Below are 25,057 nucleotides of genomic sequence, written 5' to 3'. Positions count from 1 at the left end.
AAGAATTGGGGGTGCGGTGTGCGAGTCCTGAAGATAGGGTTTTTTCTTCAGGAGCTCATCCCGGCTCCTTCTACGAGGTCGGGACCGTGTCCTCCTCCCCCTCCGACGAAACCATCGCAGCACCGTTGCCGTTGATGCGGCTCTCCTTGATAATACCCGGATTTACCGTGTCGTAGAAGAAGAGGTTTACCCCGCGGCGGCCTTTTTCAAAGAGATAATAGAGCACGGGCACCAGGATCAGCGTCAGGAAGGTGGCGAAAATCAGGCCGTTGATGACCGCCACGGCCATGGAACCCCACCAGGCGGCCTGCTCTCCCCCCCAGTAGAGGTAGGCCCCGATGTCGGAGAAAAAGAGGACCGGATCGTTGACCAAGGTGATAAAATCGAGGTTGAATCCGACGGCCAGGGGCACCAGTCCCATGGTGGTCGTCAGCGCGGTAAGGATAACGGGACGGAAACGCACCTTCCCGCCCTGCACCAGCGCCTCGTAGAGGTCCATGCCGTCGCGGCGCCGCAGGATGTCGATATAGTCGATCATCACGATGGCGTTGTTCACCACCACCCCGGCCAGGGAAATCACACCGATTCCGGTCATGATGATCACGAAGGGCATCTGGAAGATGACCAACCCGAAGAAAACACCGGCGGTGGACATCAGCACGGAGGTCATCACGATAAAGGGTTTGCTGAGGGAGTTGAACTGTGAAATGAGAATAAAGGCGATCAGAAAGAGCGCGATCAGAAAGGCTCCGGACAGAAACTCCATGGCCTCCTGCTGGTCCTCCTGCTGGCCGGTCCAGCTGGTGCGGTAGCCGCCGGGGATCTCGCTGCCCAGGTAGTCGTCCACCACGGCCTGCACCTCGCCCAGCACGGCGTTGGCGTTGTAGCCCGAGCGCACCTGGGCGGAGACGGTGATCACCCGCTCCTGCTCCACATGATTGATGCCGCCCAGGCCCTCGGTGATCTCCCAGGTAGCCACGCTGGAGAGGGGGATCTGACGTCCCTCCTCCACCACAGTGAGGTCCTGCAGGGTACTCAGGTCTTGGCGGTACTGCTCGGCCAGACGCACCGTGATGTCGTACTCGTCCTTGCCGTCGCGGTACTGGGAGGCCTCCACGCCGTTGATGGCCTGGCGCACGGTGTTGCCGATGATCTGGGTGGAAAGGCCGTACATGGCCGCCTTCTCGCGGTCTACGTCCACCCGGACCTCGGGACGCGCCTCCGGCATGTCGGTCTCCAGGGCATCCAGCTTGCTGTAGACCGGATCGTTCTCGATGATGGTCAGGATCTCCCCGGAGAGGCGCTCCAGCACGGCGATGTCGCTGCCCGAGATCTCCAGGTTGATGGGCGGCCCGGAGGGGGGACCCCCCTGCTCTTCCTGCACGGTCACGTTGGCTCCAGCGAGGCCCCGGCTGAAGTTGCTGCGAACGTACTCCATGGTTTCAAAGCTCGAGCCCTCCCGCTGCTGGTAATCCACAAAATTGAGTACGATGGTGCCCAGGTGGGAGGAGTTGCCCCCGTCGCCCATGGGATTAGAGGAGATGGCCGATCCCGAGGTGCTCAGGAACGTCTCGATGTCGCTGTTGTTGGGAATATCGGGAATCTTGTTCTCCAGCCGGTCGACCACCGACTTGGTGAAGTCGACGTTGGTGCCCACGGGCGCCTCCACCTGCACGTAGACCCGCGCCGGGGGGATATCCTCCGGAAAGTACTCCACTCCGGGATTGAACATGCCGAAGACCACGAAGCTGGAGAGCAGCACCAGCACGGAGATGCCCACGATGCTCTTGCCGTGGTCCAGCGACCAGCGCAGCACCCGCTCGTAGCGGTCCAGCATACGCGACAGCCCCTTCCGCTGCCACCAGGTGCCGATGGGATTCAGCACGTAGCGGTAGGCCAGCCAGAGCAGGCCCGACGCCACAATGAGCATGCTCCAGGTCAGGAAACTGCTCAGCAGCATGGCGGCCAGGAAGAGGCCCATCACCGCGGCAACGAGGATGCGACCCCTTCGCGTCATGGAGGGTTTGGCGCTTCCCTCGGTGTATTCCACGGTCATGAAGAGGGCGCAGAGCACCGGGTTGATCACCAGGGCTACAAAGAGGGAGCTGCTGAGGGTGATGATGAGGGTCAGCGGCAGGAAGCCCATAAACTCCCCGACCACCCCCGGCCAGAAGAGCAGCGGGGTAAAGGCAGCCAGAGTGGTCAGTGTGCCGGTGATGATGGGCACGGCCACCTCGGCGGTACCCTTCTTGGCAGCCTCAAAGTTGTCGAAGCCCTCCTCCAGGTAACGAAAGATGTTTTCCACCACCACGATGGCGTTGTCCACGAGCATGCCCAGGGCGAGGATAAGCGAAAAGAGGACGATCATGTTCATGGTCTGTCCCAGCACGCTCAGCACGATAAAGGATAGAAACATCGACAGGGGAATGGCCACGCCCACGAAGGAGGCGTTGCGTATGCCCAGGAAGAATAGCAGGATGCCGATCACCAGCAACAGTCCGCTGATGATGTTGTTCTCCAGGCTGCTTACCATAGAGTTGATGTCCTTGCTCTGGTCGGAGGTGATCTCAAAGTTGGTGGTGGGCGGCAGGGCCGGCAGGGCCTCGTCGAGGATCTGCTTGACCGCACGGGAGGTCTCCAGGATGTTTTCCCCGCTGCGCTTTACCACCGAGAGGGTAATGACGGGATCATTTTCAAGCTCGGCATAGGTGGCGCGCTCCTTGAAGCCGAAGGTCACCTCCGCCAGGTCGCGTACGTAGATGGGACGGTCGCCCGGGGCGTCTACCACGATGTCCTCGATGGGCCGCACCGTATCGTATTCGCCCGGCACACGCAGCAGGAACTTCTTGTTGCCCACGTCGATGGATCCGCCGGGTATGGTCACATTTTCGGACTGAATGGCGGCGATCACGTCGCCGAATGCAAGTCCGTAGTACTTGAGGCGCGGCAGGTTCACGTCCACCTTCACCTCGCGCTCGAGTCCCCCGGCCAGGTTCACCTCCAGCACGGAGGGGATGGCCTCAATACGGTCCTGCAGATCCTCGGCGATCTCCTTGAGGCGCACCAGGTCGTACTGGCCGGAGACGTTGACCTGCATGATGGGAAATTCCGAGAGGTTGATCTCCTGTATGACGGGATCCTCGGCCTCCGAAGGCAGTTCCGGCTTGGCCAGGTCCACCTTCTCGCGCACCTTCTGCAGCGCTTCGTCGATGTCGATGTCCGATTCGAACTCCAGGGTGACGTTGGAGTAGCCCTCCAGGGAGGTAGAAGTCATCTCCTTGATGTCGGAGATGCCGGCCAGCTCGTCCTCGAGGGGACGCGTGACCAAGCTCTCCATATCCTCAGGTGAAACGCCCGGGTAGGTGGTGATCACCAGGATGTTGGGCACGGTGATATCCGGGGAGGACTCCTTCGGCAGGTTGACGTAGGAGTTTATGCCGAAGACCGCCACCAGCATAAGGATGACCAGCACGCTGATACGGTTGTCGATGGAAAAGGAGGTCAGGCCGAACTCTTTCTGGCTGGCGGCTCCGCCCGTCTGCCGCCCTTCGCGGGGTCCCCCGTTGGAATGCTCTGTGGATTGACTCATGGTAAGGTGTGTTGAAAATCCTAATTCCGGCTGGCCATCGAGGTCTGGGCCCGCTCAACCACGGTTACGCGCATGCCCTCCTGAAGGAAGGAGGAGCCCACGGTAATCAGCTCCTCGCCGGCCTCGACGCCGCTCTCAAGGATGACGCTGTTTTCGTAGGAAGAGCCCAGCTGCACGGAACGCCTGCGCGCCACCGTTTCGCCCTCGTCGTTGGTGTCCAGTACAAAAACCACGTAACCTCCCTGCTGCTGGTAAACAAACTCCTCGCCCACCGCCAGTACGCTGTCACGCAACAGCGTGCGCAGCCTCATGTTGGCCACCATGTCCACTTTCCACGAGGGGCCGCCGGCCGGCAGGTTTACCTCGATGTTGAAGGTTCGCGCGTCGGGGTCGATGCTCTGTCCAACGAAGCTGATGGGGAGCTCCAGGGTATCGGAGCTCTGGAAATCGAACCAGACCTCTACCCGGTCTTCCCGCTGCACCACGTCGGCAAAGCGGGCGGGCACACCGGCCACGACCTTCAGCCCATCGGAGCCGATCAGACGCACCAGGGGGGCGCCGGGAGTGGCCATCTCCCCCTGCTCCAGGAAGATATTCTCCACGGTGGCGCCGAAGGGTGCGCGCACGTCGGTTTTCTCAAGACTCACCTCCACCGACTCCAGGGCCGCCTGGTTCTGCTCGTAGGTGTAGCGGGCGTTCAGATAGTCCATTTCCGATCCCACGCTGTCCTGCCGGAACAGCCGCTGAAGTCGCTGGTAATTTTCACGCGACTGAGACGTAACCGCCTCCAGGCGCTGCTTTTCACGAAGGAGTTGGCTGTCGTCAATTTTGGCGATGCGCTGGCCGGCGGCGACCCGGTCGCCGCGGTCCACGGCGACCTCCTCGATGCGGCCGCTCACCTCGGCTGACACCCGCACATCGTTACGCGACGCCACGGTGCCCACCAGGCGCAGATGGCGCTCGAAAGAGGCGGGCTGGAGAGTTTGGGTTTCAACGTTTACGGTTTTCACGCCCTCCTGCGGTGCGGTCTCCTCGGGCTGAGAGCAGCCCGAAAGGAGTCCAGCGGAAAGTACAAGTGTTAAGGTAACTGTAAATGCCTGCTTCATGTCGTTGGGATGTATAGGAGATTAATCTCGTTCGCTGGACGGCCCGTCCACGTAGGGGACCATGCCGGTGGCCAGGTCAAAGCGCGCCTTGGCGGCGAGGTAGCTGTAGACCATGGAGGCGTAGTTAACCTCGGCCTGGCGAAGCTGGAACTCCGCCTCGGTCAGGTCGAGCTGGGAACCCAGCCCATTCTCCAGGCGTGCCTTCGCGCGCCGGTATCCCTCCCGGGCCTGATCCACAACCCTGCGGCGTGCGGATTCGGTTTCGAGGGCCTGCTGCAGAGCCTCACGTGCCGTGGCAATCTCGCTGGAGGCCTGGCGCAGAGTCTGCAGGCGCTGGAGTTCCAGGTCCCGCTTTTCAATTCGTGCGATGTTGAGGCTGGCCACACGGGCGAAACCGTCAAAAAGAGGCACGCTCAAATTCAGCATGAGGCTCTGGGTGCGGACCCGGTTATCGCCGCTGCCGAAAAAGGTAGGGACTCCCGGCTCCTCGGCCCGCCAGCCCAGATTGTAGCTGGTGGTCAGGGTAGGGAGAAAACGACTTTTGATGGCGCGGATCTCTTTTGCCTTCAGCTCGTTGCGGCGATCCAGCACGCGGAGGTCGCCCCTCATGCCGGCGACCACTTCGTCGTCATCCTCCGCCTGCCAGGTGAAGGGCGTGAGGCCGTCCACCTCCCGAAGATGTTGGTTTTCCGGGGTCATCTCTTCCCCGCCTACCAGGGCGTAGGCGCCCAGGTCACCCCGGACTGCAAGATTGAGTTCAAGGGGCAGTCCCAGCACCAGTTTAAGACGCCGATAGGCCTGTCGTACCGCATAGCTTGCCTGGGTCAGCTGGGGTTCCTGGTTGCCCAGCTGAACCTCCACCTGCAGTACCTGGTAGGCGTCCACGAGTCCCGCTTCATGGCGCGCGCGGTTCTCCCGCAGATTTTCCCGGAGCCGGCTCACCGTCTCCTGCTGCAGGCGTAGTTCCTCCTCGGCAATGAGCACATCGTAGTAGGCGATGCGGGTATCGGTAACAATCTGCTGGGTGGTGGCCCTCAGGCCCTCGGCCTGCGCGGCACGAAAAAGTTCGGAGGTTCCGATGCCCACAAAGGCCTCGCCCCGAAAAAGAGTCTGCTCGACGGTAAGGCCGGCATTCCAGTTGTTGTCCTCACCTGCCTGGATGGCGCGAAGGGGGGAATCGGGATCGGAGGGATTCTGGGGAAAGAAAAAGACCGGAAGCTCAATATTGCGCGAGAAAGAGGCTGAACCCGAAACCTCGGGTAACACTTCGCTCCAGGCCGTGCGCACCTGCTCATCGGCGTTCTCCAGTGAGAGCAGGGAGCGTTTGATCTGATTGTTGTTCGCCAGGGCCACCCGTATGGCCTGGGGCAGGGTGAGCGTGGAGTCTATAGAGGATTGCGCGCGAGCCGCCTGCGGCGCCGCGCTCCAGCCCGTCAGCGCCAACAGCCATGCCGCCGACAGTGCAGCGATGCGTACGTTTATTTTCATGGGTTGTATCCTGTTTGGCCTTGATCCCTGTGCGTATGCCTGCCAGCCTGTCGGCGCCGCCGAATTCCCGTTGTATAAATGGGACGGTTATACGTGCCGATGGGGGCCGTGTTGCGATATATATTGACCGCCCGTCAACAGCTCCTGCACAAAGCGATGGTAGAGGGTACCCTTGCTCAGTTCGGCCTGACCGGCGATATCCTCCATGGCCGATGGCCGTGTATTTGTACGCATTTTAACGCACGGTCATAAAGTGACCAACGTTAATTTAACGCCGTGCGGAATGCAACAACCTGTTGTTACGCGCTTTTGTTCCCGCATCTCCCAAGTTGTACCTTGGGGGCCGCAACCCCCAGGCACACACAACCCGAAGTTTCCCTTGCTGAACAAACGCACGCTGGTCGAAACCGCCCTGCTACTGGTAGCCTTTATCTGGGCCCTCAACTTCTCCGTCATCAAGGCGAGCCTGGTCTGGATGGAGCCCTTTCCTTTTAACGGCCTTCGCTTCCTCTTTGCCACGGCCGCGGTCTGGGGCGCCCTGTGGTGGAAAGGCCAAAAGATTCGGGTGCCGCGAAAAGACTGGCTGCCCCTGCTGGGTATGGGACTCATGGGCAACCTGCTCTACCAGGGACTCTTTATTATAGGCATCGACTACACCCTCTCGGCCAACGCGGCGGTCATGCTGGGCACCATCCCCGTTTGGGTGGCCCTCTTCTCCCACCTGGCGGGCACCGAACGCATGAATCTGGTCAAGGGACTGGGCGTGCTTTTCGCCTTCGGAGGCATCCTGTTTATACTGTCTGGAGGGGAAAACGAGCTCAGCCTGGGATCGGACACCTTCACCGGCGATCTGATCATCATCCTGGCGGCCATGGTCTGGGGGGCTTTTACCATGATGTCCAAACCCTTCCTGGAGCGCTACACCCCCATCCAGTTTTCGGTCATCGTAACCTCGGTGGGCTGCGTGGCCCTGATGGGCGCCGGACTTCCCGGCCTGCTGCGTATCGAATGGAGCGCGGTGCCGGCCGCAGCCTGGGGCGGGGTGATCTACAGCGGACTCCTTTCCATCGGGGTGGCCTACGTGATCTGGAACTACGGCATTCAGACCGTGGGCGCCGTACACACCTCCACCTACCAGAACCTGGTACCGGTCATGGGACTTCTTTTCGGCGTGCTGCTGCTGGGCGAACATCTCAGCCTGATGCAGTACGGGGGCTCGGGACTGGTGGTCTGCGGTATCGTGCTCGCCCGGTGGAAGAAGAACCGGGGCGGCCGCGGGAGGAAGCCTGCGGAGCGAAGTACCTAGATCCGCGTTCCTCCGCTGAGAAGATATAGCACCGCCATGCGCACCGCCACGCCATTGGTGACCTGGCTGAGGATGATGGAGCGGTCGCTGTCGGCCACCTCGCTTTCCAGCTCCACGCCGCGGTTGACAGGCCCGGGGTGCATCACCGTAAAATCGGGGAAGCGCTCCAGGTGGCTGCGCTTGATGCCGAAGAGCTCGTGGTATTCGCGAATGCTGGGGAAAAGCCCCGTCTGTCCCTCCTGGCGCTCCAGCTGAATGCGGAGGGCCATGGCAATATCACATCGTGAAAGAGTATCCTCCAGGTTGTGGGAGACGTTGACGCCCAGATCCTTCACGTAGACGGGCATGAAGGTGGGGGGACCGCATACGGTCACCTCGGCCCCCAGCTTGCGGAGGCCTATGATATTGGAGCGTACCACCCGGCTATGGGCGATATCGCCGATGATGGCGACGTGCCGGTTTTCCAGGTCGGGATGCACCTGGCGCATGGTGAACATATCCAGCAGCGCCTGTGTGGGATGCTCGTGGGCGCCGTCGCCGGCATTGATGATGGTGGCGTCGACCACCCTCGTCAGAAAATGGGGGACGCCCGGACTCTGGTGGCGAACCACCACCATATCGATCTTCATGGATGAAATATTGCGGATGGTGTCCTTGAGCGACTCTCCCTTCTTGACGCTGGACCCTCCCGTGGCAAAATTCACCACGTCGGCCCCCATGCGTTTCTGAGCCAGCTCGAAGGAAAGCCGCGTGCGCGTGCTTTCTTCGTAGAAGAGATTTACGATGGTCTTGTCGCGAAGGGTGGGCACCTTGGGGACGGGCCGGTCCAGGATTTCACGAAAGTATCTGGCCTGGTCCAGCACATAGAGAATGTCCTCACGGCTGTAGTCCGCCAGACCCAGCAGGTGGGGCTGCTCGAAAGGGTAGTCCTGCGAAGGTACGGTGTCCTCAGCCATGGCCATCCTCCTGCCTGTTTTCCACCACATAGACGGCGTCCTCTCCATCCAGCTCGCGCACCTTCACGCGCACCTCCTCGTTGGTATGGGTAGGAACGCGGATGCCCACGTAGTCGGCCGAGATGGGCAGCTGGCGGTGACCCCGGTCCACCATGCAGCAGAAGCGGATGCTGTTGGGGCGTCCGTAATCCATCACCGCGTCCATGGCTGAACGTACCGTTCGGCCCGTATATAGGACATCGTCCACCAGCACAATATCGCGGTCGTAGAGGTCAAAGGGAATTTCGGTCACCTTAACGCCCGGCATCTTCAGTTTGGTGCGGAAGTCGTCCCGGTAGAAGGTCACATCGAGGATGCCGAAGTCGGGGCTCACACCGAAAGCTTCCTGCAGGTGGGAGAGTATGCGCTTGGCGATGGGCACTCCGCGGGTCTGCATGCCGATAATGGCCAGCCTCGAGGGGTCGTCGTGCGGCTCCAGGAACTGGTGGGCGAATCGCAGATAGGTGCGATTCAGCTCATCGGCCGACATGATTTTGGCTTTTTTCACCGACAGTACCTCGGGGATCTTTTTGATGTTTGAATGTAGGGAATCCTGCCCTTGAACTCAACGCGCCTGCCCCATTTAAGCTTTTTACACCCCGGTTCGATAAGAGTAGCGGACCCCAAGACCATTCGCAGCCATGAGCCTGACCGGAAGTTCAAATATGACCCGTCCCTCCCTCGCGGGCACCCGTGCCGCACCCGGCACCGGATCGGCTGCATCGGCTGAGGACGGCGCCATGAACCCGGTCTTCGATCGCACAGAATATAACAACAACGGCCAAGCCTCCACGGGAAGCGGGCAGCGGAAGAATGGCGGGGAGGAAGAAAGCCGTGAGGAGCATCCCCCGCTTTTCGAGCTGGCCGATACGGGACTGGACAGGGAGATGGTGATCCTGTACCGCGGGGAGGGTGAACGCGAGATCCGCTTCCTGGTCCGCCGTTTCCGCCGGCACCGCGGGGTAACCACCCTGCTGCCTGTGGGACGAAAAAGCGCCTCTTCGACACGCGACAACAGCGCCTTCATGAAACGCTACCGTGAGGGACGTGAACTGGCGGCCGTCAGCAAGGGTGATACGTTTCAAAACAGCATGTAGGCGTCCTTCATGCGGGCACAGACTGCTGAAAGCCCTCCGCTCGCGGCAAGGTGACGAAGAAGGTACTGCCCTCGCCCTTCTCGCTCTCCACGCTGATATCGCCGTGCATCTGGCGGGTAAAGTACGATGAGATAAACAGCCCCAGTCCGCTGGAGGTCAGCCCGTCCTTGCCGCTGGAGTTAAGCTTCACAAAAGGCTCGAAGATGGCCTGTCTCTTCTCCTCGGAGATGCCGATGCCGTTGTCTTCGACCACCACCCGTGCACGCTCGTCCTCGTCCTCCACCCGCACCACGACCCGCCCCCCCTCGTCGGTGTACTTGATGCCGTTGGAAATGAGGTTGTAGATTACCCGCTTGAACTTCACGAAGTCGACTTCGGCGTAGACAGGTCGCCCGGGCGCCTTGAAATGCAGGTGCCGGTTTTCTTTCTGGGCGAGGGGACGCAGCAGGTCGCAGGTCTCCTCGATCAGCCAGCAGAGGTCCACCTTTGTAAAATGAAGGGAGACGAGCCCTTTTTCGATCTTGGCGATTTCGTTGAGCTGGTTGAGCATATCGGAAATGTCGTTGATGCCCGACTGGATCATCCGGTGGTAGTCCAGGATGCGGCTCAGGTCGCCGTCCTCTTCCAGGGCGTCATTCATCAGGTCCAGGTAGCCCGAGACGGCATTTAGCGGGGAAGAGAGATCGTGGGTGGTAATGCTGAGCAGGTTGCTGTTGTATTGCTGGGTCTTCTCCAGCTCCTCTCTCTTCTCCAGGAGACGGTTTGAGAATCGCTCCAGGATGGATTTGTTCTGGACCAGCTCCAGTTCCTGGGCGACAATAATGGCATAGGCCTGGATCAGCTCGCGCCTGCCCTCCGTACATAGGGAACTGTCCATGTGCAGGCAGATGTAGCCGATGACCTGGGCGTCCAGGGGAATGGGATGGATATAGCGGTTTTCGCCCAGGATGGGATTGCCCGAGAAGAGCACCATATCATCAAAGGCCTTGAGAGGCTCTGATTCGGGTATCTCCCCGCAGGAGGTAACGCGTACATCCTTTTCCGTGCTCAGGTAGATGCAGCCGCCGCCGGCCTCGATGCGTGCGACCAGTTTTTCAAGCTGATCCCTGAGCGATTCCAGTGAGACCTGCACGGAAGACTCGATTTTTTTGGCCTTGCGCATGCGGCTCTTGGAGAATCGGGGGCTCCCATTCTGGAGATAGGTCCTTCCCTCTTCTCTCCGCCTACGGGAGAGAAATTGTAATAGCCGTGATGATTTCATTCCTGCCTTCTATAGTTACCCAGAACTCGGATTGTACCTGTAGATCCCTACGTATTTTCATTGAGCCAGGGAACATTAATATAGCATTAGCTTAGTCTAATGTTTGAAAATATTTGTAAATATATGGGGTATTTAGGCCCCTGTCGAGCCAGGGAATGCAATTCCTGTTCGAGCCGAATGAATGACAGTATGTCTTGGAGCCTACGTATAACTACTTATACCCGTGTGGCGCCATCCCTCCCTCGGACCACTGATATATTCGGAATCCTACAGATGATTGAGGAAGGGAAGCCCAGGGTATGCGCCGGGCCAGGCCGCCATCGACCGGAAGGGGTGCCGGCCATAAATAAAATTTAAGGTGGGCTGTCGGCGCCACGATAAGTGTACCAGAAGCATGAAAGCCAAGCCATCAAAAACGCAACCAAAATCCCACTGTTATGTCTTTTGGTGATATCAACAGGGTGAATACCAACCTGCAGGCCATGTCCTCGCAGTATTCGCTCAATAAAATCAACAGCCGGCTGGCCGACAACCAGCTCAAGCTGTCCACCGGCCTGAGGATCAACAAGGCCGAGGACGACGCCGCCGGATTCTCTATCGCATCCAAGCTTTCGGGCCGCATCGCCGGCCTGGAGCAGGCGCAGCGCAACGTAGGAGACGCCAAATCGATGCTGGACATCGCGGAATCGGGTTTCGATTCCCTGATGGACATCATGGTCGAGATGAAGTCCAAGGCCACCCAGGCCGCCAACGACTCCCTCGGCACCACCGAGCGGGGCTACCTGAAAACCCAGATCGAGGCGCTCAGCGAAGAGATCAACAAGATCGCCGACCAGACCACTTTCCAGGGTACGGCCCTGATGGACGGCGCCAGCCTCACCTTCCAGGTGGGCGAAGGCTCCGGCGACACGAAGTCGGTGAGCATCTCGTCCTCGCGGGCTGACGACCTGTTTTCGACTGCCAGCGGCGCGATCAGCGCGGTGGACACTGACGACGGCATCACGCTGACCGACGCCACCCGGGGAACCTTCAACACCCTGCTGGGCAACGTAGACACCGCCATCGACACCCTGGCGAGCACCGTCAACCAAATAGGAATTGACCAGAATTCCCTGTCCATCCGACAGGAAAACCTTTCGCAAGCCGTCACGTCCAACTCTGCGGCACGAAGCCGCATCCAGGACGCCGACTTCGCGAAGATCCAGAGCGAGTCCGTGAAGATGCAGATCATGCAGCAGACCGCGACCAGCGCTCTGGCCCAAGCTAACACCAGCCCCCAGGCCGTTCTCGGATTCCTGGGCGGTGGATAACTCAACACCTAATCCAAAAGCGCAGAGGTAACCATCATGTCCTTTGGAGATATCAATAGGGTGAATACCAACCTGCAGGCTCTCTCCTCGCAGTATTCACTCAACAAAATCAACAGCCGGCTGGTCGACAACCAGCTCAAGCTGTCCACCGGCCTGAGAATCAACAAGGCCGAGGACGACGCCGCCGGCTTCAGTATAGCGTCCAAACTCTCGGGCCGCATCGCCGGCCTGGAGCAGGCGCAACGCAACGTGGGCGACGCCAAGTCGATGCTGGACATCGCGGAATCGGGTTTCGATTCCCTGATGGACATCATGGTCGAGATGAAGTCCAAGGCCACCCAGGCCGCCAACGATTCCCTCGGCACCACCGAGCGAGGCTACCTGAAAACCCAGATCGAGGCGCTCAGCCAGGAGATCAACGAAATCGCCGACCAGACCACCTTCCAGGGCACGGCCCTGATGGACGGCGCCAGTCTCACCTTCCAGGTGGGCGAAGGCTCCGGCGACACGAAGGCCGTCAGCATCGCGTCCTCGCGTGCCGATGACTTCTTCGGGACCGGAAGCACGGCAATCAGTGCCTCCAGCGACACCACCGGCATCACGCTGACCGACGCCACCCGGGGAACTTTCAACACCTTCCTCGACAACGTGGACTCGGCCATCGACACCCTTGCCGGCACCGTCAACCAGCTGGGCATCGACCAGAACTCCCTGTCCATCCGGCAGGAGAATCTGTCGCAGCAAGTCACGTCCAACTCCGCGGCCCGAAGCCGCATCCAGGACGCCGACTTCGCCAAGATCCAGAGCGAATCCGTGAAACTGCAGATCATGCAGCAGACCGCGACCAGCGCACTGGCCCAGGCCAACACCAGCCCGCAGGCCGTTCTCGGCTTCCTGGGCGGTTAATCCCAACCCTAATCTCTAAGGAGGAACCATATGTCTTTCGGAGATATCAACAGAGTGAATACCAACCTGCAGGCCCTGTCCTCGCAGTATTCGCTCAACAAAATCAACAGCCGGCTGGCCGACAACCAGCTCAAGCTGTCCACCGGCCTCCGGATTAACCGGGCCGAGGACGACGCCGCCGGCTTCAGTATCGCATCCAAGCTCTCGGGCCGCATCGCCGGCCTCGAGCAGGCAGAGCGCAACGTGGGCGACGCCAAGTCGATGCTCGACGTGGCCGAAACCGGCGTCAATTCGATCATGGACATCCTGGTCGAGATGAAGTCGAAAGCCACCCAGGCCGGTACCGATTCCATCGGTTCCGACGAGCGCGGCTACATTGCCGACCAGCTCGAGGCCCTGGCCACCGAGATCAACAGCATTGTCGACTCCACCAGCTTTCAGGGCACCAAGATGCTCGAAGGTAACGGAACAGACACCGACGGCGACGCCGACGGTACCGGAACCCAGTCCTTCACCTTCCAGGTGGGCGAGGGCTCCGGCGACACCAAACAGGTAGACATCGACGCGCTGGCCGTCAACACCCTCTTCTCGGGACTCATCGACACCGATCCCGACGTGGGTACCAACGACGAGAACATCGGCGTGTTCGACCACGACACCACCAACGACACCAGCACCGAAGCACGCGGCGAACTCAAGATCGCTGACGACGCGGCCGCCTCGGAGTTCCGCGACTTCATCGGGAACATCGACACAGCCATCGGAACGGTAGCCGGCGTCATCAACCAGATGGGTATCGACCAAAACTCCCTGTCCATCCGGCAGGAGAATCTTTCGCAGGCCATCACGTCCAACTCCGCGGCCCGAAGCCGCATCCAGGACGCCGACTTCGCCAAGATCCAGAGCGAGTCCGTGAAGCTGCAGATCATGCAGCAGACCGCGACCAGCGCCCTGGCGCAGGCCAACACCAGCCCGCAGGCCGTTCTCGGCTTCCTGGGCGGTTAATCCGAACCCTAATTTCAATCTCTAAGGAGGAACCTTATGTCTTTTGGAGATATCAACAGAGTGAATACCAACCTGCAGGCCTTGTCCTCGCAGTATTCACTCAACAAAATCAACAGCCGGCTGGCTGACAACCAGCTCAAGCTGTCCACGGGGCTCCGGATCAACAAGGCCGAAGACGACGCCGCCGGCTTCAGTATCGCATCCAAGCTCTCGGGCCGCATCGCCGGCCTGGAGCAGGCCTCACGCAACGTGGGCGACGCCAAGTCGATGCTCGACGTGGCCGAAAGCGGCATCAACTCGATCATGGACATCATGGTCGAGATGAAGTCCAAGGCCACCCAGGGCGCCAACGGCACCCTCGGGGCCACCGAACGCGGTTACATTAAAGATCAGATCGAATCGCTGGGAGCGGAAATCGACAGCATTGTCGACTCCACCACCTTCCAGGGCACCGACCTGCTCAAAGGCACCACCGACGTCTCGGGCACCTTCGGCACCAACGACAACAACGTCGGAACCCAGGTAGGCGACGGATTGGCCCATGAGGGTATTTCACTCACCTTCCAGGTGGGCGAAGGCTCCGCCGACACCAAGACAGTGGAGCTGATGGACATGTCCGTGGACAACCTCTTCGAGTCGTCCGGCGGCGGAACGCTCACCCTGGCCGGTTCGGCCGCGAGCGATTTCAACAGCTTCCTGGACGAAATCGACAACGCCATCAACCGCGTCGCCACCAACACCAACCAGATGGGTATCGACCAGAACTCCCTGTCCATCCGGCAGGAGAATCTGTCGCAGCAAGTCACGTCCAACTCCGCGGCCCGAAGCCGCATCCAGGACGCCGACTTCGCCAAGATCCAGAGCGAGTCCGTGAAGCTGCAGATCATGCAGCAGACCGCGACCAGCGCCCTGGCGCAGGCCAACACCAGCCCGCAGGCCGTTCTCGGCTTCCTGGGCGGTTAATCCCAACCCTAATCTAAGGAGGACCCCTTATGTCTTTCGGAGATATCAACAGGGTGAATACCAACCTGCAGGCCTTGTCCTCGCAGTATTCACTCAACAAAATCAACAGCCGGCTGGCCGACAACCAGCTCAAGCTGTCCACCGGCCTCCGGATTAACCGGGCCGAGGACGACGCCGCCGGCTTCAGTATCGCATCCAAGCTCTCGGGCCGCATCGCCGGCCTGGAGCAGGCCTCACGCAACGTGGGCGACGCCAAGTCGATGCTCGACGTGGCCGAAAGCGGCATCAACTCGATCATGGACATCATGGTCGAGATGAAGTCCAAGGCCACCCAGGGCGCCAACGGCACCCTCGGGGCCACCGAACGCGGTTACATTAAAGATCAGATCGAATCGCTGGGAGCGGAAATCGACAGCATTGTCGACTCCACCACCTTCCAGGGCACCGACCTGCTCAAAGGCACCACCGACGTCTCGGCCACCTTCGGGGACAACACCAGCGGCGTGGGCGAACAAGTAGCCAACAACGATCCCAACGAAGGGATCCAACTCACCTTCCAGGTGGGCGAAGGCAGCGGCGACACCTACACCGCCAGCATGCTCGACATGTCGGTCGACAACCTGTTCGAGTCCCTTAACGGGACCGACCTGGAGCTGACCAACAGCGACGCGTCGACCTTCAACAGCTTCCTGAATGAAATCGACGACGCCATCAACCGCGTGGCCAACAATACCAACCAGATTGGTATACAGCAGAACTCCCTGTCCATCCGGCAGGAGAACCTGTCGCAGGCGGTCACGTCCAACTCCGCGGCCCGAAGCCGCATCCAGGACGCCGACTTCGCCAAGGTTCAGAGCGAATCGGTCAAACTGCAAATTATGCAACAGACGGCTACCTCTGCGCTGGCCCAAGCCAACACGAGTCCCCAAGCGGTACTCGGGTTCCTAGGCTAGGGTTCAGGGCTCTATCAGGGTACCTGATAAGGGAGCGGGTGACCCCCGCTCCCTTTTTTTATGGGCTTGAATATCCGGTTGCAGGGACTACGAAACCGGCGCCGTTTAAGCTTTGGGCAAACAGGACGATAAAGGAGATATGATTCAGCAGAAGTCCTGACGGCACATCCGCTCCGGCGCAAGAGGTAGTATTACAAGGCAACCGCCCCCCGGTCCCATAGGGTTACGGGTGGGGGTTGTATTACCCTTAACGAACGACGGACACCATGTCATTTGGTAATTTCAACCGTGTGAATACCAACCTGCAGGCTCTCTCCTCACAGTATTCCCTCAACAAGATCAACAGCCGGCTGGCCCGCTACCAGTATATGCTCTCCACCGGCCTCCGGATCAACCGGGCTGAGGACGACGCAGCAGGGTTCTCCATCGCGGCCAAGCTTTCCAGCCGTATCTCAGGCCTGGAGCAGGCGCAGCGCAACACTGGCGACGCCAAGTCCATGCTGGACATAGCCGAATCAGGTTTCAACTCCATCTCGGACATCATGGTGGAGATGAAGTCCCTGTCCGTCCAGGCCGCCAACGATTCCCTGGGCGCCACCGAGCGGGGTCATATCAAGGACCAGATAGAGGCGCTCAGCCAGGAGATTAACGAAATTGCCGACCAGACCTCTTTCCAGGGCACGGCCCTGATGGACGGCGCCAGCTTTACCTTCCAGGTGGGCGAGGGAACCTCCAGCACGAAAGCGGTAAGCATCGCATCTTCGCGCGCCGACGATTTCTTTTCGGACACCAGCGCAGCGATCAGCGCGGCCAGCGACACCACCGGCATCACGCTGACCGACGCCACGCAGGGCACCTTCGGCACCTTCCTGGACGACGTGGATACGGCCATGAACACCCTCGCCGGCACCATCAACCAGCTGGGCATCGACCAGCGGTCCCTCTCCATCCGCCAGGAAAACCTGACCCAGGCCATCGCAGCCAACTCCGCGGCCCGCAGCCGCATCCAGGACGCCGACTTCGCTAGGATCCAGAGCGAGTCCGTGAAGCTGCAGATCCTGCAGAAGACGGCCACCTCCGCCCTGGCCCAGGCCAATACCAGTCCCCAGTACGTACTCGATTTCCTCGGCTAGCCCGCATTACGGTAACGGACCGGAATTATTCCTTAAGATGGGGGCGCGCGGCGACGATAAGGGATACAGAACCCTGATAGAAACCCTGAGAAAACGCGCAGAACCATGACAGATCCCCAGTTGCAATACCAGCGCCAGGCCGTCAAGAACGCCTCTCCCGCAGAACTGGTGACGAAATTATACGATTTCGCCATCCAGGCCTGCTACAAGGAGGACGAAGAGCGGCTCCACCAGGTGCTTGCCGCCCTGATCAAATCGCTGAATTTCGACTACGAGATCTCCGGCAACCTCTACGGTCTCTACGAATACTGCCAGCGGATGTCCCGCGAACAGAAGTTCGAGGAAATCCGCGAGCTCCTGGAGCCGGTACGCGAAGCCTGGGTTGAAGGCGTCGTGAAGAACAGGGAACAGGTGAACACCCCCAACGGAAACGGTTTCCTGGTATGATTAGCACAAGCGCACTGACCTCCCAGACCAACCCCTACGAGAGCACCATCCGCCAGCTCCTGCAGCTGGAGGGGCAGAAAAAACTACAGCTCCAGCAGGACAAGTCCGCTGTTACCAAAAAGCAGACGGCGCTGTCGGACATCGATTCCAAACTCTCCTCGCTGAACTCCCTGATGGAGTCTTTCGCAGACCCCACCGGCGACACCTTTTCCCCGCTGACGGGCAGCAGCTCCAACGACAACGCCGTCAGCGTGGTATCGGCCGGTGGCATCGACAACCCCGGAAGCTATAACATCGAGATAAGCCAGCTCGCCAAGCAGGACCTGGTCACCTCCGATGCGTTCAGCGACGGCGGAAGCGAACTCGCAGGCAGCGGCAGCGGCTCCTTCGAGCTGACCGTAGGCACCGGCGGCCCCATCACCATAAACGTCGATACAACCGGGCTTACCAACGATGAAGTGCTCCAGGCGGTGGCTGACGAGGTGGAGGCCCAGGCGGGCGAGCAGGTAGACGCTTCCGTCTACGCCATAGGCGACGGTACCTCCCGCCTCTCCTTCAAGAGCCTTGAGACGGGCGAGGCCAGCCGCCTCTCCATCGCCAACGCCTCCGGCGACCTCACCGGCATCAACCTGGCCAACGAGTATACCACCGACGAACTCAACGCCAAGTTTACGGTGGACAACATCGATTTCGAACGCTCCTCCAACCTGGTCAACGATGTGGTGAACGGACTCACCTTCGAACTGAACCAGACCACCACCGCCATAGAAGAGATCAACGTCAGCCGCGACACCGAGGCAGCCGTCAAGAAGGTGGAGGAGTTCGTCACCAAGTTCAACGAGGTCAACAGCATCATCCGCAACAAGACCTTCCTGAACGGGGAGACGGGCGACCGCGGCGTACTGCAGGACGAACGCGCCATCCGCAACCTGAGCCTCTCCCTCCGCCAGGAGGCCCTGCTGCCTGTTGACAGCCTGAACGGCAGCGACATCAGCAGCCTGAGCGACATCGGCATCGACTTCCAGCAGGACGGCACCATGGAAATCGCCGACATGGAGAAGCTCAAGGACACCCTGGCCACCAAACCCTCCCAGGTGGGCGATCTTTTCTCGGCCGACACCGACGGAATCGCCACCGTGCTCAACCAGACCATCGAGGCCTATATCACGGGCACCGACAGCATCTTCTCGGGCATCGAGGAAAGTTTCGACCGGAAGATCGACCGGTTCGACGACCGCATCGCCGCTGAGGACGACTACCTCATCCGCAAGGAGGAACAACTGCGCGACGAGTTCGCACGCCTTAACCAGGCCATCACCAGGGGCCAGTACCAGTACAACCAGGTACTCAACTTCCAGAGCAAGCTGGGACTCGGCGGCTAATTCCAATCGCCCGGACACCCGGGTTCAACTTTCCGTGCTATGAGCACCCTCTACTCCCATCTCGACTCCGTCTATAAAAAGGGCCTGGACCTGCTGAATGAGCTGCGCAGCGAGCAGCCTGACCTGGATCTGGTCGAACGGCTCTACCGCGAGCGGGCCGAGGAAATTGCCGTACTGGAGCAGTCGTTTAAGTTTCCCCCCGATCTTGACGATAAGGAGACGTACGAGGTCACTTCCCTCTTCGAGCAGCTTGAAACGCTCGAAAAGCATCTCAATAAAAAATTACATATGTTGCGGCAAAGCCGTATGGATGCTTTGAAAGAGGCGGGTCGCCACGGCAAGGCCAGGGATCGCTATCTTGCCAACCGTGACGCCGTGTCCGCCGACCGGAGCAGGATCATCGATCTTAAAACGCATGGCTAGTTATGGACATCAACAAAGTTAACAAGGGCAGCTATCCCGACAAGGGCATCCGCAAGACCCAGGACAAGCAGCCCATCTCCAAAAGCGGAAGCGATTCCGCCCGGCCCTCCTCAAAGACCGGCGGTTCCTCCGACACCTTCACCGCCTCGGGCCCGGAGTTCAAGGGCGAGGTGGAATTCGCGCACAACGTGCTCTCCAAATTGGAGGCCGACTCCCTCTCCTCCCTGAAGAAGATCAAGCGCAATATCCAGCAGGGCGCCTATAACCGCGAGGAGGTCCACCAGGAGGTTAGCAGCCTCATGCAAAAAGACCTGGACTCCCTGGAAAGCGTGCTCTCCTCCATGCCCGGCATCGACGAATCTTCCGGCGAGCGCACCCTCAGCCCCGAGTATCGCGAGTACCTGGTTAAAAATCCTTCCGTGGTACGCGACGTAGCCGACAAAATAAGCCGCGAGATACGCGACCTCTAGATACGCGTTTATACGTATATTTGTAACATTCTCCCCTCCTTTTTCTCCTGTATAAACACTGGGGCGCTTGCAATAAATGCGTATAGTCCGTATTAGTGCGTTAAGTTTCGCCCGCTGCGGGCGAACAGCTGCACCGGCGCCTCATCAACGTAACAGGAAGCATGGCAGGGATGAAGAAGGAGAAAATTTTCGTCATTGACGACGACCCGCATATCTTGAACTACATGCAGGAGCACCTGGCGCTCAATGACTACCAGGTGGAGGCCTACCAGAATCCAGCCCAGGCCATCGAGGAGCTCAAGGAGCACAAGCCCTCCCTGATCATCACCGACGTAAAGATGGACGAGATGACCGGAGACGACGTGCTCAACCACGTGCTGCGCAACTACCCCGAAACAGGTGTCATCCTCATCACAGGCTTTGGCAATATCAGCCATTCCGTACGCTCCATCCGCAAGGGGGCCTTCGACTACATCACCAAACCCTTCAGCGGGCGGGAATTCATCTCACGGGTAAACCAGTATTTCAAGAGCCGAAACGGCAACGGCGCCCACGCGCGCACTCTACCGCCCGAAGGGGATGAAATTTCCGGGAAAGGCACGCCCGATGATAGCCGCGGACCAGGCAAACCAAAGCCGGGCGCACGGTTCGTGGGCGAAGATCCCGCCATCCAGAAACTGCTGGACATTCTCCCGCAGATCGCCCCCACCAACGCCCCGGTCATGATTCAGGGGGAGAGCGGTTCAGGCAAGGAGGTCTACGCCTCCCTCATCCAGGAGGAGAGCAACCGGTCCGACAAACCCTTTATCAAGATTAATTGCGCCAACCTGCCGAGCGAACTTGTGGAGAGCACCCTGTTCGGACACGTGAAGGGAGCCTTCACCGGGGCCATTGAGGACCGCGAGGGAGCTTTTGCGAAAGCCGACGGAGGGACGCTTCTGCTGGACGAGGTGACCGAGATCGACATCTCCCTGCAGGCAAAGCTGCTACGCGTGCTCCAGGAAAAGGAGTTTCAGCGGGTGGGCAGCCAGAAACCCCGCAAGGTGGACGTGCGCATCATCTCCACCACCAATCGCGACATCGGGACATCCATCAGCGAAGGGGACTTCCGCAAGGACCTTTACTTCCGGCTCAACGTCTTCCCCATCGAGATACCCTCCCTGCGCGAGCGGCCGGGCGATATCCCCCTGCTGGTGCGTCATTTCATAGCCAAGTACAGCCGGGAGAACGACATGGAGGAGAAGGAGGTGGCCGACGACCTGATGGACCACCTGAAGAAAAAGGACTGGCCGGGCAATGTGCGGGAACTGGAAAACTACATCCAGCGCGGAGTAATCATGGCGCAGGGCTCCGACCTGATCACCAGGGAACATATAGAGAATCCCCTTTTCAAAAATGTGGACGATTCTCTTACCCAGGAGGTTATCAACGACATTCCCGTTCTGCCCATCGAGGAGATGGAGCTGCAGATGATCAAGAAAGCCCTGGAGCGGACGGGCGGCAACCAGAAGGAGGCGGCCAAGCTGCTGCAGATATCCGACCGCACCATCCGCAACAAACTCAAGAAGACCAATTTCCCGGACGACTGAGCGCCCGGCAAAGCCGGCCGGGTTATCCCGCCTTTTTCTTGCTTTTGCCCGACTTGATGAGCGACTGCGCCTTTTCTATGTCCTTGTTCTTGATCAGGGTGGTGATCCAGCCATGGAGCAGCTCGTTGTCCCCGGGATTGTGGGTGACCAGCTCCTCGTAGACCTCGCTGACGAAGTCGTACCACTCGTTGTCCATGAACAGGGAGAGAGACTCCAGCAGGCGGGCTGACATGTCGTCGTCCAGCTTGTCCGGGATGTGCTCCCCGAAGATGTCGTTGAAGTAGCGGATGGAGAGATCCCTGTTTTGTAGCTCGATGGAGTAGATAAAGAGCTTTTCCAGGACCGGCTGCTCCACCTGCCCGTCTTCCAGGCGATAGTGGGTGCCGTAGTGGTGAAAGGCCCCTTCGTAATTTCCCTCCCGCAGCTTCTGCTCGCCCACCAGATAGTGCACCTCGCTGGCGCCCAGGTAGGTGTCGAGGTTGGCGACGGTGTCCTCCTCGAGATGTTCCAGGTAGGCCTCCATGGCCAGTATGGATTCCTCGCGGTTGCCGGCCATCAGCTGGGCCCGTTGCAGGATGAGATAGGGCGCCCGCTGGGAGGCGTTCCACTGGATGGACTGGGCCGCAACGCGGATGGCCTCCTGCAGCTTGTGCTGCTCCACCAGAGCGTGGGCCAGGTTATTCATGGCCGCAAGCAGGTCGAATTCGAGCAGGGAAGGACCGTTCCTGGCCTTCCTGAAATACTCCTCCGCACGGGCGTAGCCGCGCTGTTCGGCGGCCGCCAGACCTTTCCAGAAGCTGCACAGGCGGGTGTGGCCGCAGTGCTCGGCCTCGCGGGTCACCTGCGCAATGGAATAGGCGGCGCTGCTCTTGCGAAATTCAGGTACTTCGCCCCGGAGTTTCCAACCCCGCACAAAAAAGGCGCGGGTGAGGTCCGGGATGGCGAAGCCTTCGAATATTCGATCGCCGGTGGCAGGGAAGAGACGAACCTGGTAGTTATGGCGAGACTCGCCTTCCGCCTGCTGGATCAGCTTAACCTTCAGGCACTCCGTGTTGGAAAGGTCGCCCGGGAGATCGGCCAGCCGGGGCGTCTCGTCGGCGAAGAGCAGCAGTATATGCCCCTCCGTCACCTCGGCTGTGACCCGGTTCAGGCAGGGAATAAGACCCTCCTCTTCGGTCCAGCGCACCATTTCCAGGGTGTCATATGACTCGGCCCAGGAGAGTTCCGTCGCAGGACCAGCCAGCAGGTGAATGTCCGCCACCTCGTCGGCGGCATCGTCCAGCCAGGACGGCGCCTCGGCCGGCGTGTCTGCCTCGGGGCAGACCAGTAAAAGGGTGATGTTGTTTTCAGCGTTCATGGGTAGCGGGATCTGGGATTAGAGGTAATTAAGCAGTGTGTTACGTGTCATCCGCGAATGCGCGGAGAGCGCTGCCTGGTAGGAAGTTTCGAATTTCTGAAAGTTGGAGATCGCCTCGGCATAGTCGGCGTCGGTCAGCCGGCTCACTTCGCCCTCCTTCTCAATGATGCCCGATTCGTACTTGTCGTGCACAAATTCGAGACGGTTGATGTTGCTTCCAATGCGGGAAGCCAGCTTGGTGACGTGGTCCAGGGCCGACTCCACGTTGTCGAGTTCTGCATTCAACGCGGTACGGTCGTTGGCGCGGAGGGCATCCTCCACATTCTCCACCATGGCGAAGAGGTCGCCCGAACCGGTGGCGCGGAGCTCGGTGCCGGTAACGCTGGTCTTCACCTCGTTGTGCTCGGAAATGCGGGTAACCAGGGCATCGCTGTTGGCCACGTCCTCCACGCCGCCGGCGGCCGCGCCGTTCAGGGAAAAAACAGGATTCTCGGTATTGGTGCCCCCGAACAGGTGCACGCCGTTGAACTGCACGTTGCCCAGGTCCATCAGCCGCTCGCGTACATTGACTACCTGCTCGGCCAGCTTCTCGCGCTCGGGCGCGTCGATGGAGTCATTGGAGCCCTGCACGGCAGTAGACTTCAGGTCGATGAGGGTGTCCACCATGCCGTCCAGCGATTCCTGGACGGTACGCGCCTGGCGCAGACCCGCATTAATATTGCTCTGGTACTGCCCGTCCTTGCGGATCTGCTCCTGTATGATGCGGCTGGTACTGAACTCCACGGCGCCGTCGGAGGCGCGTATGACCGCCTTGCCGCTGGCCAGCTGCTGCTGGTACTTGGCCAGCTCCTCGCGGTTGCGGCTCAGCATGCCCTGCAGTCGGTTGTATATGAGATTCTGGGTTATGCGCATGGCGTTTGGAAGCAGTTAGAGTATGGAGAGCAGGGTATCGTACATTTTTTGGCCCTCGTTGAGCACGCGTGCGGAGGCCTGGTAAGCGTTCTGGTATTTGATCAGATCACTCAGCTCCTCGTCGATGTTGACGCCCGACTGGCTCTCCTGCTGGTTGATCAGCAGCTGGCGGGCCGATTCGCGCGAGGTGATGCGGTTTTCAAGTTCGGTGATACGCATGCCGGGATCGGTCATCATCTGCACGGCGTTGCTGGCCAGGGATTCCCCGTCCAGCAGCGAGAGGTTCTGCAGGTTGGCGATCTGCAGGGCGTTGTCGTTGTTGCCCGCCTCGCCAGCCACCGAAGAGGTGGCGATATGTTCGGGGTTGTCAACGATGGTTTGATTCAGGGCAATGGACTCGGCCGTGTCGCCTGCGGGATCAAAGAAATTGCGCTGCCCGTTGTCGGCGACGCCGTAACCGTTGATGTGGAGGGCGTTCACCTGCTCGACCACCGAATTGGCGATCTTGTCAAGGGTGTTACGCACCCCGGGGACCACCTCCTCGAACATGTGCGCGTCGGCCCCCAGCTCACCCCGCCCGATGTCCAGCAGTTTGCCGTTGTCGAGACGGACGCGGAAAACGCGGTTCTCGGTGTCTACTTCCGGCCGCAGGGTGGCGGTCTCGGTGCCTGAAAGCACGGTCACCCCGCCCACGCGCGCCTCCAGTGTGCCGTCGTTCTGGTAACGGGCCTCCACGGTGATCTGGGAGGAGAGGGTCTTCAGCAGCTCCAGCTGCCGGTCCTTGCTGTTCAGGTCGGGCTGTCCCGTAGCCTCGGCCCGGGCGATATCGGCGTTGATGTCGGCGAGCTGTCCCAGCAGGGTGTTCACCTTGTCCACCCGGTTGCGGGCGGCAGCCAGGGTCTGCTCGTCGATGTCCTTCATGTCGGACCCCATGTCCTTGAACTTGCTGATGAGGGTACGGGCGTTGGAAAGGACGTTGTGGCGCAGATTGATGTCCTGCGGGTTGTTGGAGAGTTCGGAAAAAGAGTTGAAGAAATCGGTGATGCCCACATCAAGTCCGTCGCCGGTGGTGGTCACCATGGCGCCCTCGATCTGCTGGTAGATGCGGTTGCGTTCGTTCAGGTCGCCCAGCTCGTGCTCCTTCATCATGATTTGCTCATCGATGAGGTTGTTGCGCAGGCGTTTGACTTGCGCAATGGTAACACCCCGGCCCAGCGTGAAACCACCTTGGCGGTGGATCTGCTCTGACAACTCAGCACGCTGTCGGGTATAGCCGGGGGTGTTAGCATTGGCAATATTGTGAGAAACGACGCCTGAAGCTTTCTGTGAGCTCAGGAGGCCGTTTTTCGCAATTTCTAAAATATC

General features: G+C 59.9%; 22 protein-coding genes. 13 read left to right on the top strand and 9 right to left on the bottom strand.

Going from position 1 to position 25,057, the window contains the following annotated elements; all coding sequences use genetic code 11:
* Positions 1-70: 70 nt before the first annotated feature.
* From U5K31_00110 to U5K31_00100, 3 genes are read right to left on the bottom strand one after another with little or no spacing between them, the layout of a single operon-like run.
* The gene (locus U5K31_00110) at positions 71-3,589 is read right to left on the bottom strand and encodes an efflux RND transporter permease subunit (GenBank protein MDZ7771148.1); all 3,519 of its coding nucleotides are present in this window, start codon (positions 3,587-3,589) and stop codon (positions 71-73) included.
* 20 nt (positions 3,590-3,609) lie between these two features.
* Positions 3,610-4,695 (bottom strand): efflux RND transporter periplasmic adaptor subunit, encoded by a 1,086-nt coding sequence (locus U5K31_00105; protein ID MDZ7771147.1) that lies wholly within the window; start codon positions 4,693-4,695, stop codon positions 3,610-3,612.
* Positions 4,696-4,716: 21 nt separating this feature from the next.
* Positions 4,717-6,183, bottom strand: a complete 1,467-nt coding sequence (locus tag U5K31_00100) for a TolC family protein (GenBank protein ID MDZ7771146.1) — start codon at positions 6,181-6,183, stop codon at positions 4,717-4,719.
* 379 nt (positions 6,184-6,562) lie between these two features.
* Between U5K31_00100 and U5K31_00095 the strand changes: the two genes are divergently transcribed.
* Positions 6,563-7,489 (top strand): DMT family transporter, encoded by a 927-nt coding sequence (locus U5K31_00095; protein ID MDZ7771145.1) that lies wholly within the window; start codon positions 6,563-6,565, stop codon positions 7,487-7,489.
* Here the strand turns inward: U5K31_00095 and U5K31_00090 are convergent.
* Together U5K31_00090 and pyrR are read right to left on the bottom strand one after the other, a co-directional pair.
* The gene (locus U5K31_00090; protein ID MDZ7771144.1) at positions 7,486-8,445 is read right to left on the bottom strand and encodes an aspartate carbamoyltransferase catalytic subunit; all 960 of its coding nucleotides are present in this window, start codon (positions 8,443-8,445) and stop codon (positions 7,486-7,488) included. The genes U5K31_00095 and U5K31_00090 overlap by 4 nt on opposite strands.
* The gene (gene pyrR, locus U5K31_00085; protein ID MDZ7771143.1) at positions 8,438-8,992 is read right to left on the bottom strand and encodes a bifunctional pyr operon transcriptional regulator/uracil phosphoribosyltransferase PyrR; all 555 of its coding nucleotides are present in this window, start codon (positions 8,990-8,992) and stop codon (positions 8,438-8,440) included. The genes U5K31_00090 and pyrR overlap by 8 nt, the downstream gene beginning before the upstream one ends.
* Positions 8,993-9,125: 133 nt before the next feature.
* Here pyrR and U5K31_00080 point away from each other — a divergent pair, with 133 nt between their 5' ends.
* Positions 9,126-9,581, top strand: coding sequence for a hypothetical protein (locus U5K31_00080; GenBank protein ID MDZ7771142.1), 456 nt, complete (start codon positions 9,126-9,128; stop codon positions 9,579-9,581).
* A 7-nt stretch (positions 9,582-9,588) separates the two neighbouring features.
* Here U5K31_00080 and U5K31_00075 read toward each other — a convergent pair whose 3' ends face one another.
* A complete protein-coding gene (locus U5K31_00075; GenBank protein ID MDZ7771141.1) occupies positions 9,589-10,743 on the bottom strand; it encodes a HAMP domain-containing sensor histidine kinase in 1,155 nt (384 codons plus the stop codon).
* 536 nt (positions 10,744-11,279) lie between these two features.
* On the opposite strand from U5K31_00075, the gene U5K31_00070 reads away from it, so the two are divergent.
* The 11 genes from U5K31_00070 to U5K31_00020 all read left to right on the top strand — a co-directional run bounded on the left by U5K31_00070 (position 11,280) and on the right by U5K31_00020 (position 21,423).
* Positions 11,280-12,152, top strand: coding sequence for a flagellin (locus U5K31_00070; GenBank protein ID MDZ7771140.1), 873 nt, complete (start codon positions 11,280-11,282; stop codon positions 12,150-12,152).
* 36 nt (positions 12,153-12,188) lie between these two features.
* Positions 12,189-13,058, top strand: a complete 870-nt coding sequence (locus U5K31_00065; protein MDZ7771139.1) for a flagellin — start codon at positions 12,189-12,191, stop codon at positions 13,056-13,058.
* Positions 13,059-13,088: 30 nt separating this feature from the next.
* Entirely contained in the window at positions 13,089-14,063 is a 975-nt protein-coding gene (locus tag U5K31_00060; protein ID MDZ7771138.1) for a flagellin, read from the top strand.
* 36 nt (positions 14,064-14,099) lie between these two features.
* Positions 14,100-15,026 carry a flagellin gene (locus U5K31_00055; protein MDZ7771137.1) on the top strand — a complete coding sequence of 309 codons (927 nt, stop codon included), beginning with the start codon at positions 14,100-14,102 and terminating at the stop codon, positions 15,024-15,026.
* 29 nt (positions 15,027-15,055) lie between these two features.
* A complete protein-coding gene (locus U5K31_00050; protein MDZ7771136.1) occupies positions 15,056-15,979 on the top strand; it encodes a flagellin in 924 nt (307 codons plus the stop codon).
* A gap of 266 nt (positions 15,980-16,245) precedes the next feature.
* Positions 16,246-17,112, top strand: coding sequence for a flagellin (locus U5K31_00045; protein ID MDZ7771135.1), 867 nt, complete (start codon positions 16,246-16,248; stop codon positions 17,110-17,112).
* 105 nt (positions 17,113-17,217) lie between these two features.
* Positions 17,218-17,559 carry a flagellar export chaperone FliS gene (locus U5K31_00040; protein ID MDZ7771134.1) on the top strand — a complete coding sequence of 114 codons (342 nt, stop codon included), beginning with the start codon at positions 17,218-17,220 and terminating at the stop codon, positions 17,557-17,559.
* The gene (gene fliD / locus U5K31_00035; protein MDZ7771133.1) at positions 17,556-18,941 is read left to right on the top strand and encodes a flagellar filament capping protein FliD; all 1,386 of its coding nucleotides are present in this window, start codon (positions 17,556-17,558) and stop codon (positions 18,939-18,941) included. The genes U5K31_00040 and fliD overlap by 4 nt, the downstream gene beginning before the upstream one ends.
* Before the next feature lie 39 nt (positions 18,942-18,980).
* Positions 18,981-19,364, top strand: a complete 384-nt coding sequence (locus U5K31_00030; protein ID MDZ7771132.1) for a hypothetical protein — start codon at positions 18,981-18,983, stop codon at positions 19,362-19,364.
* Positions 19,365-19,366: 2 nt separating this feature from the next.
* Complete coding sequence (locus U5K31_00025) at positions 19,367-19,834, top strand: hypothetical protein (protein MDZ7771131.1); 468 nt, start codon at positions 19,367-19,369, stop codon at positions 19,832-19,834.
* 170 nt (positions 19,835-20,004) lie between these two features.
* Complete coding sequence (locus tag U5K31_00020) at positions 20,005-21,423, top strand: sigma-54 dependent transcriptional regulator (protein ID MDZ7771130.1); 1,419 nt, start codon at positions 20,005-20,007, stop codon at positions 21,421-21,423.
* A gap of 22 nt (positions 21,424-21,445) precedes the next feature.
* Here U5K31_00020 and U5K31_00015 read toward each other — a convergent pair whose 3' ends face one another.
* From U5K31_00015 to flgK, 3 genes are read right to left on the bottom strand one after another with little or no spacing between them, the layout of a single operon-like run.
* On the bottom strand, positions 21,446-22,780 hold the full coding sequence (locus U5K31_00015) for a hypothetical protein (GenBank protein MDZ7771129.1): 1,335 nt from the start codon (positions 22,778-22,780) through the stop codon (positions 21,446-21,448).
* An 18-nt stretch (positions 22,781-22,798) separates the two neighbouring features.
* A complete protein-coding gene (locus U5K31_00010) occupies positions 22,799-23,692 on the bottom strand; it encodes a flagellin (protein MDZ7771128.1) in 894 nt (297 codons plus the stop codon).
* 15 nt (positions 23,693-23,707) lie between these two features.
* Positions 23,708-25,045, bottom strand: coding sequence for a flagellar hook-associated protein FlgK (gene flgK / locus U5K31_00005; GenBank protein MDZ7771127.1), 1,338 nt, complete (start codon positions 25,043-25,045; stop codon positions 23,708-23,710).
* Positions 25,046-25,057: the final 12 nt, after the last annotated feature.

Source organism: Balneolaceae bacterium, assembly GCA_034521445.1.
Classification (GTDB): Bacteria; Bacteroidota; Rhodothermia; order Balneolales; family Balneolaceae; genus JAXHMM01.
Note: the sequence above shows the minus strand (reverse complement) of the source record. Positions and strands in the feature narration are given on the sequence as shown.

What these genes read in the sequence shown, in the direction of transcription:
- U5K31_00110 (MDZ7771148.1), bottom strand. Translation starts at nt 3,589, where the DNA reads ATGAGTCAATCCACAGAGCATTCCAACGGGGGACCCCGCGAAGGGCGG.
- U5K31_00105 (MDZ7771147.1), bottom strand. Translation starts at nt 4,695, where the DNA reads ATGAAGCAGGCATTTACAGTTACCTTAACACTTGTACTTTCCGCTGGA.
- U5K31_00100 (MDZ7771146.1), bottom strand. Translation starts at nt 6,183, where the DNA reads ATGAAAATAAACGTACGCATCGCTGCACTGTCGGCGGCATGGCTGTTG.
- U5K31_00090 (MDZ7771144.1), bottom strand. Translation starts at nt 8,445, where the DNA reads ATGGCTGAGGACACCGTACCTTCGCAGGACTACCCTTTCGAGCAGCCC.
- U5K31_00080 (MDZ7771142.1), top strand. Translation starts at nt 9,126, where the DNA reads ATGAGCCTGACCGGAAGTTCAAATATGACCCGTCCCTCCCTCGCGGGC.
- U5K31_00075 (MDZ7771141.1), bottom strand. Translation starts at nt 10,743, where the DNA reads ATGCGCAAGGCCAAAAAAATCGAGTCTTCCGTGCAGGTCTCACTGGAA.
- U5K31_00070 (MDZ7771140.1), top strand. Translation starts at nt 11,280, where the DNA reads ATGTCTTTTGGTGATATCAACAGGGTGAATACCAACCTGCAGGCCATG.
- U5K31_00065 (MDZ7771139.1), top strand. Translation starts at nt 12,189, where the DNA reads ATGTCCTTTGGAGATATCAATAGGGTGAATACCAACCTGCAGGCTCTC.
- U5K31_00060 (MDZ7771138.1), top strand. Translation starts at nt 13,089, where the DNA reads ATGTCTTTCGGAGATATCAACAGAGTGAATACCAACCTGCAGGCCCTG.
- U5K31_00055 (MDZ7771137.1), top strand. Translation starts at nt 14,100, where the DNA reads ATGTCTTTTGGAGATATCAACAGAGTGAATACCAACCTGCAGGCCTTG.
- U5K31_00050 (MDZ7771136.1), top strand. Translation starts at nt 15,056, where the DNA reads ATGTCTTTCGGAGATATCAACAGGGTGAATACCAACCTGCAGGCCTTG.
- U5K31_00045 (MDZ7771135.1), top strand. Translation starts at nt 16,246, where the DNA reads ATGTCATTTGGTAATTTCAACCGTGTGAATACCAACCTGCAGGCTCTC.
- U5K31_00040 (MDZ7771134.1), top strand. Translation starts at nt 17,218, where the DNA reads ATGACAGATCCCCAGTTGCAATACCAGCGCCAGGCCGTCAAGAACGCC.
- fliD (MDZ7771133.1), top strand. Translation starts at nt 17,556, where the DNA reads ATGATTAGCACAAGCGCACTGACCTCCCAGACCAACCCCTACGAGAGC.
- U5K31_00030 (MDZ7771132.1), top strand. Translation starts at nt 18,981, where the DNA reads ATGAGCACCCTCTACTCCCATCTCGACTCCGTCTATAAAAAGGGCCTG.
- U5K31_00025 (MDZ7771131.1), top strand. Translation starts at nt 19,367, where the DNA reads ATGGACATCAACAAAGTTAACAAGGGCAGCTATCCCGACAAGGGCATC.
- U5K31_00020 (MDZ7771130.1), top strand. Translation starts at nt 20,005, where the DNA reads ATGAAGAAGGAGAAAATTTTCGTCATTGACGACGACCCGCATATCTTG.
- U5K31_00015 (MDZ7771129.1), bottom strand. Translation starts at nt 22,780, where the DNA reads ATGAACGCTGAAAACAACATCACCCTTTTACTGGTCTGCCCCGAGGCA.
- U5K31_00010 (MDZ7771128.1), bottom strand. Translation starts at nt 23,692, where the DNA reads ATGCGCATAACCCAGAATCTCATATACAACCGACTGCAGGGCATGCTG.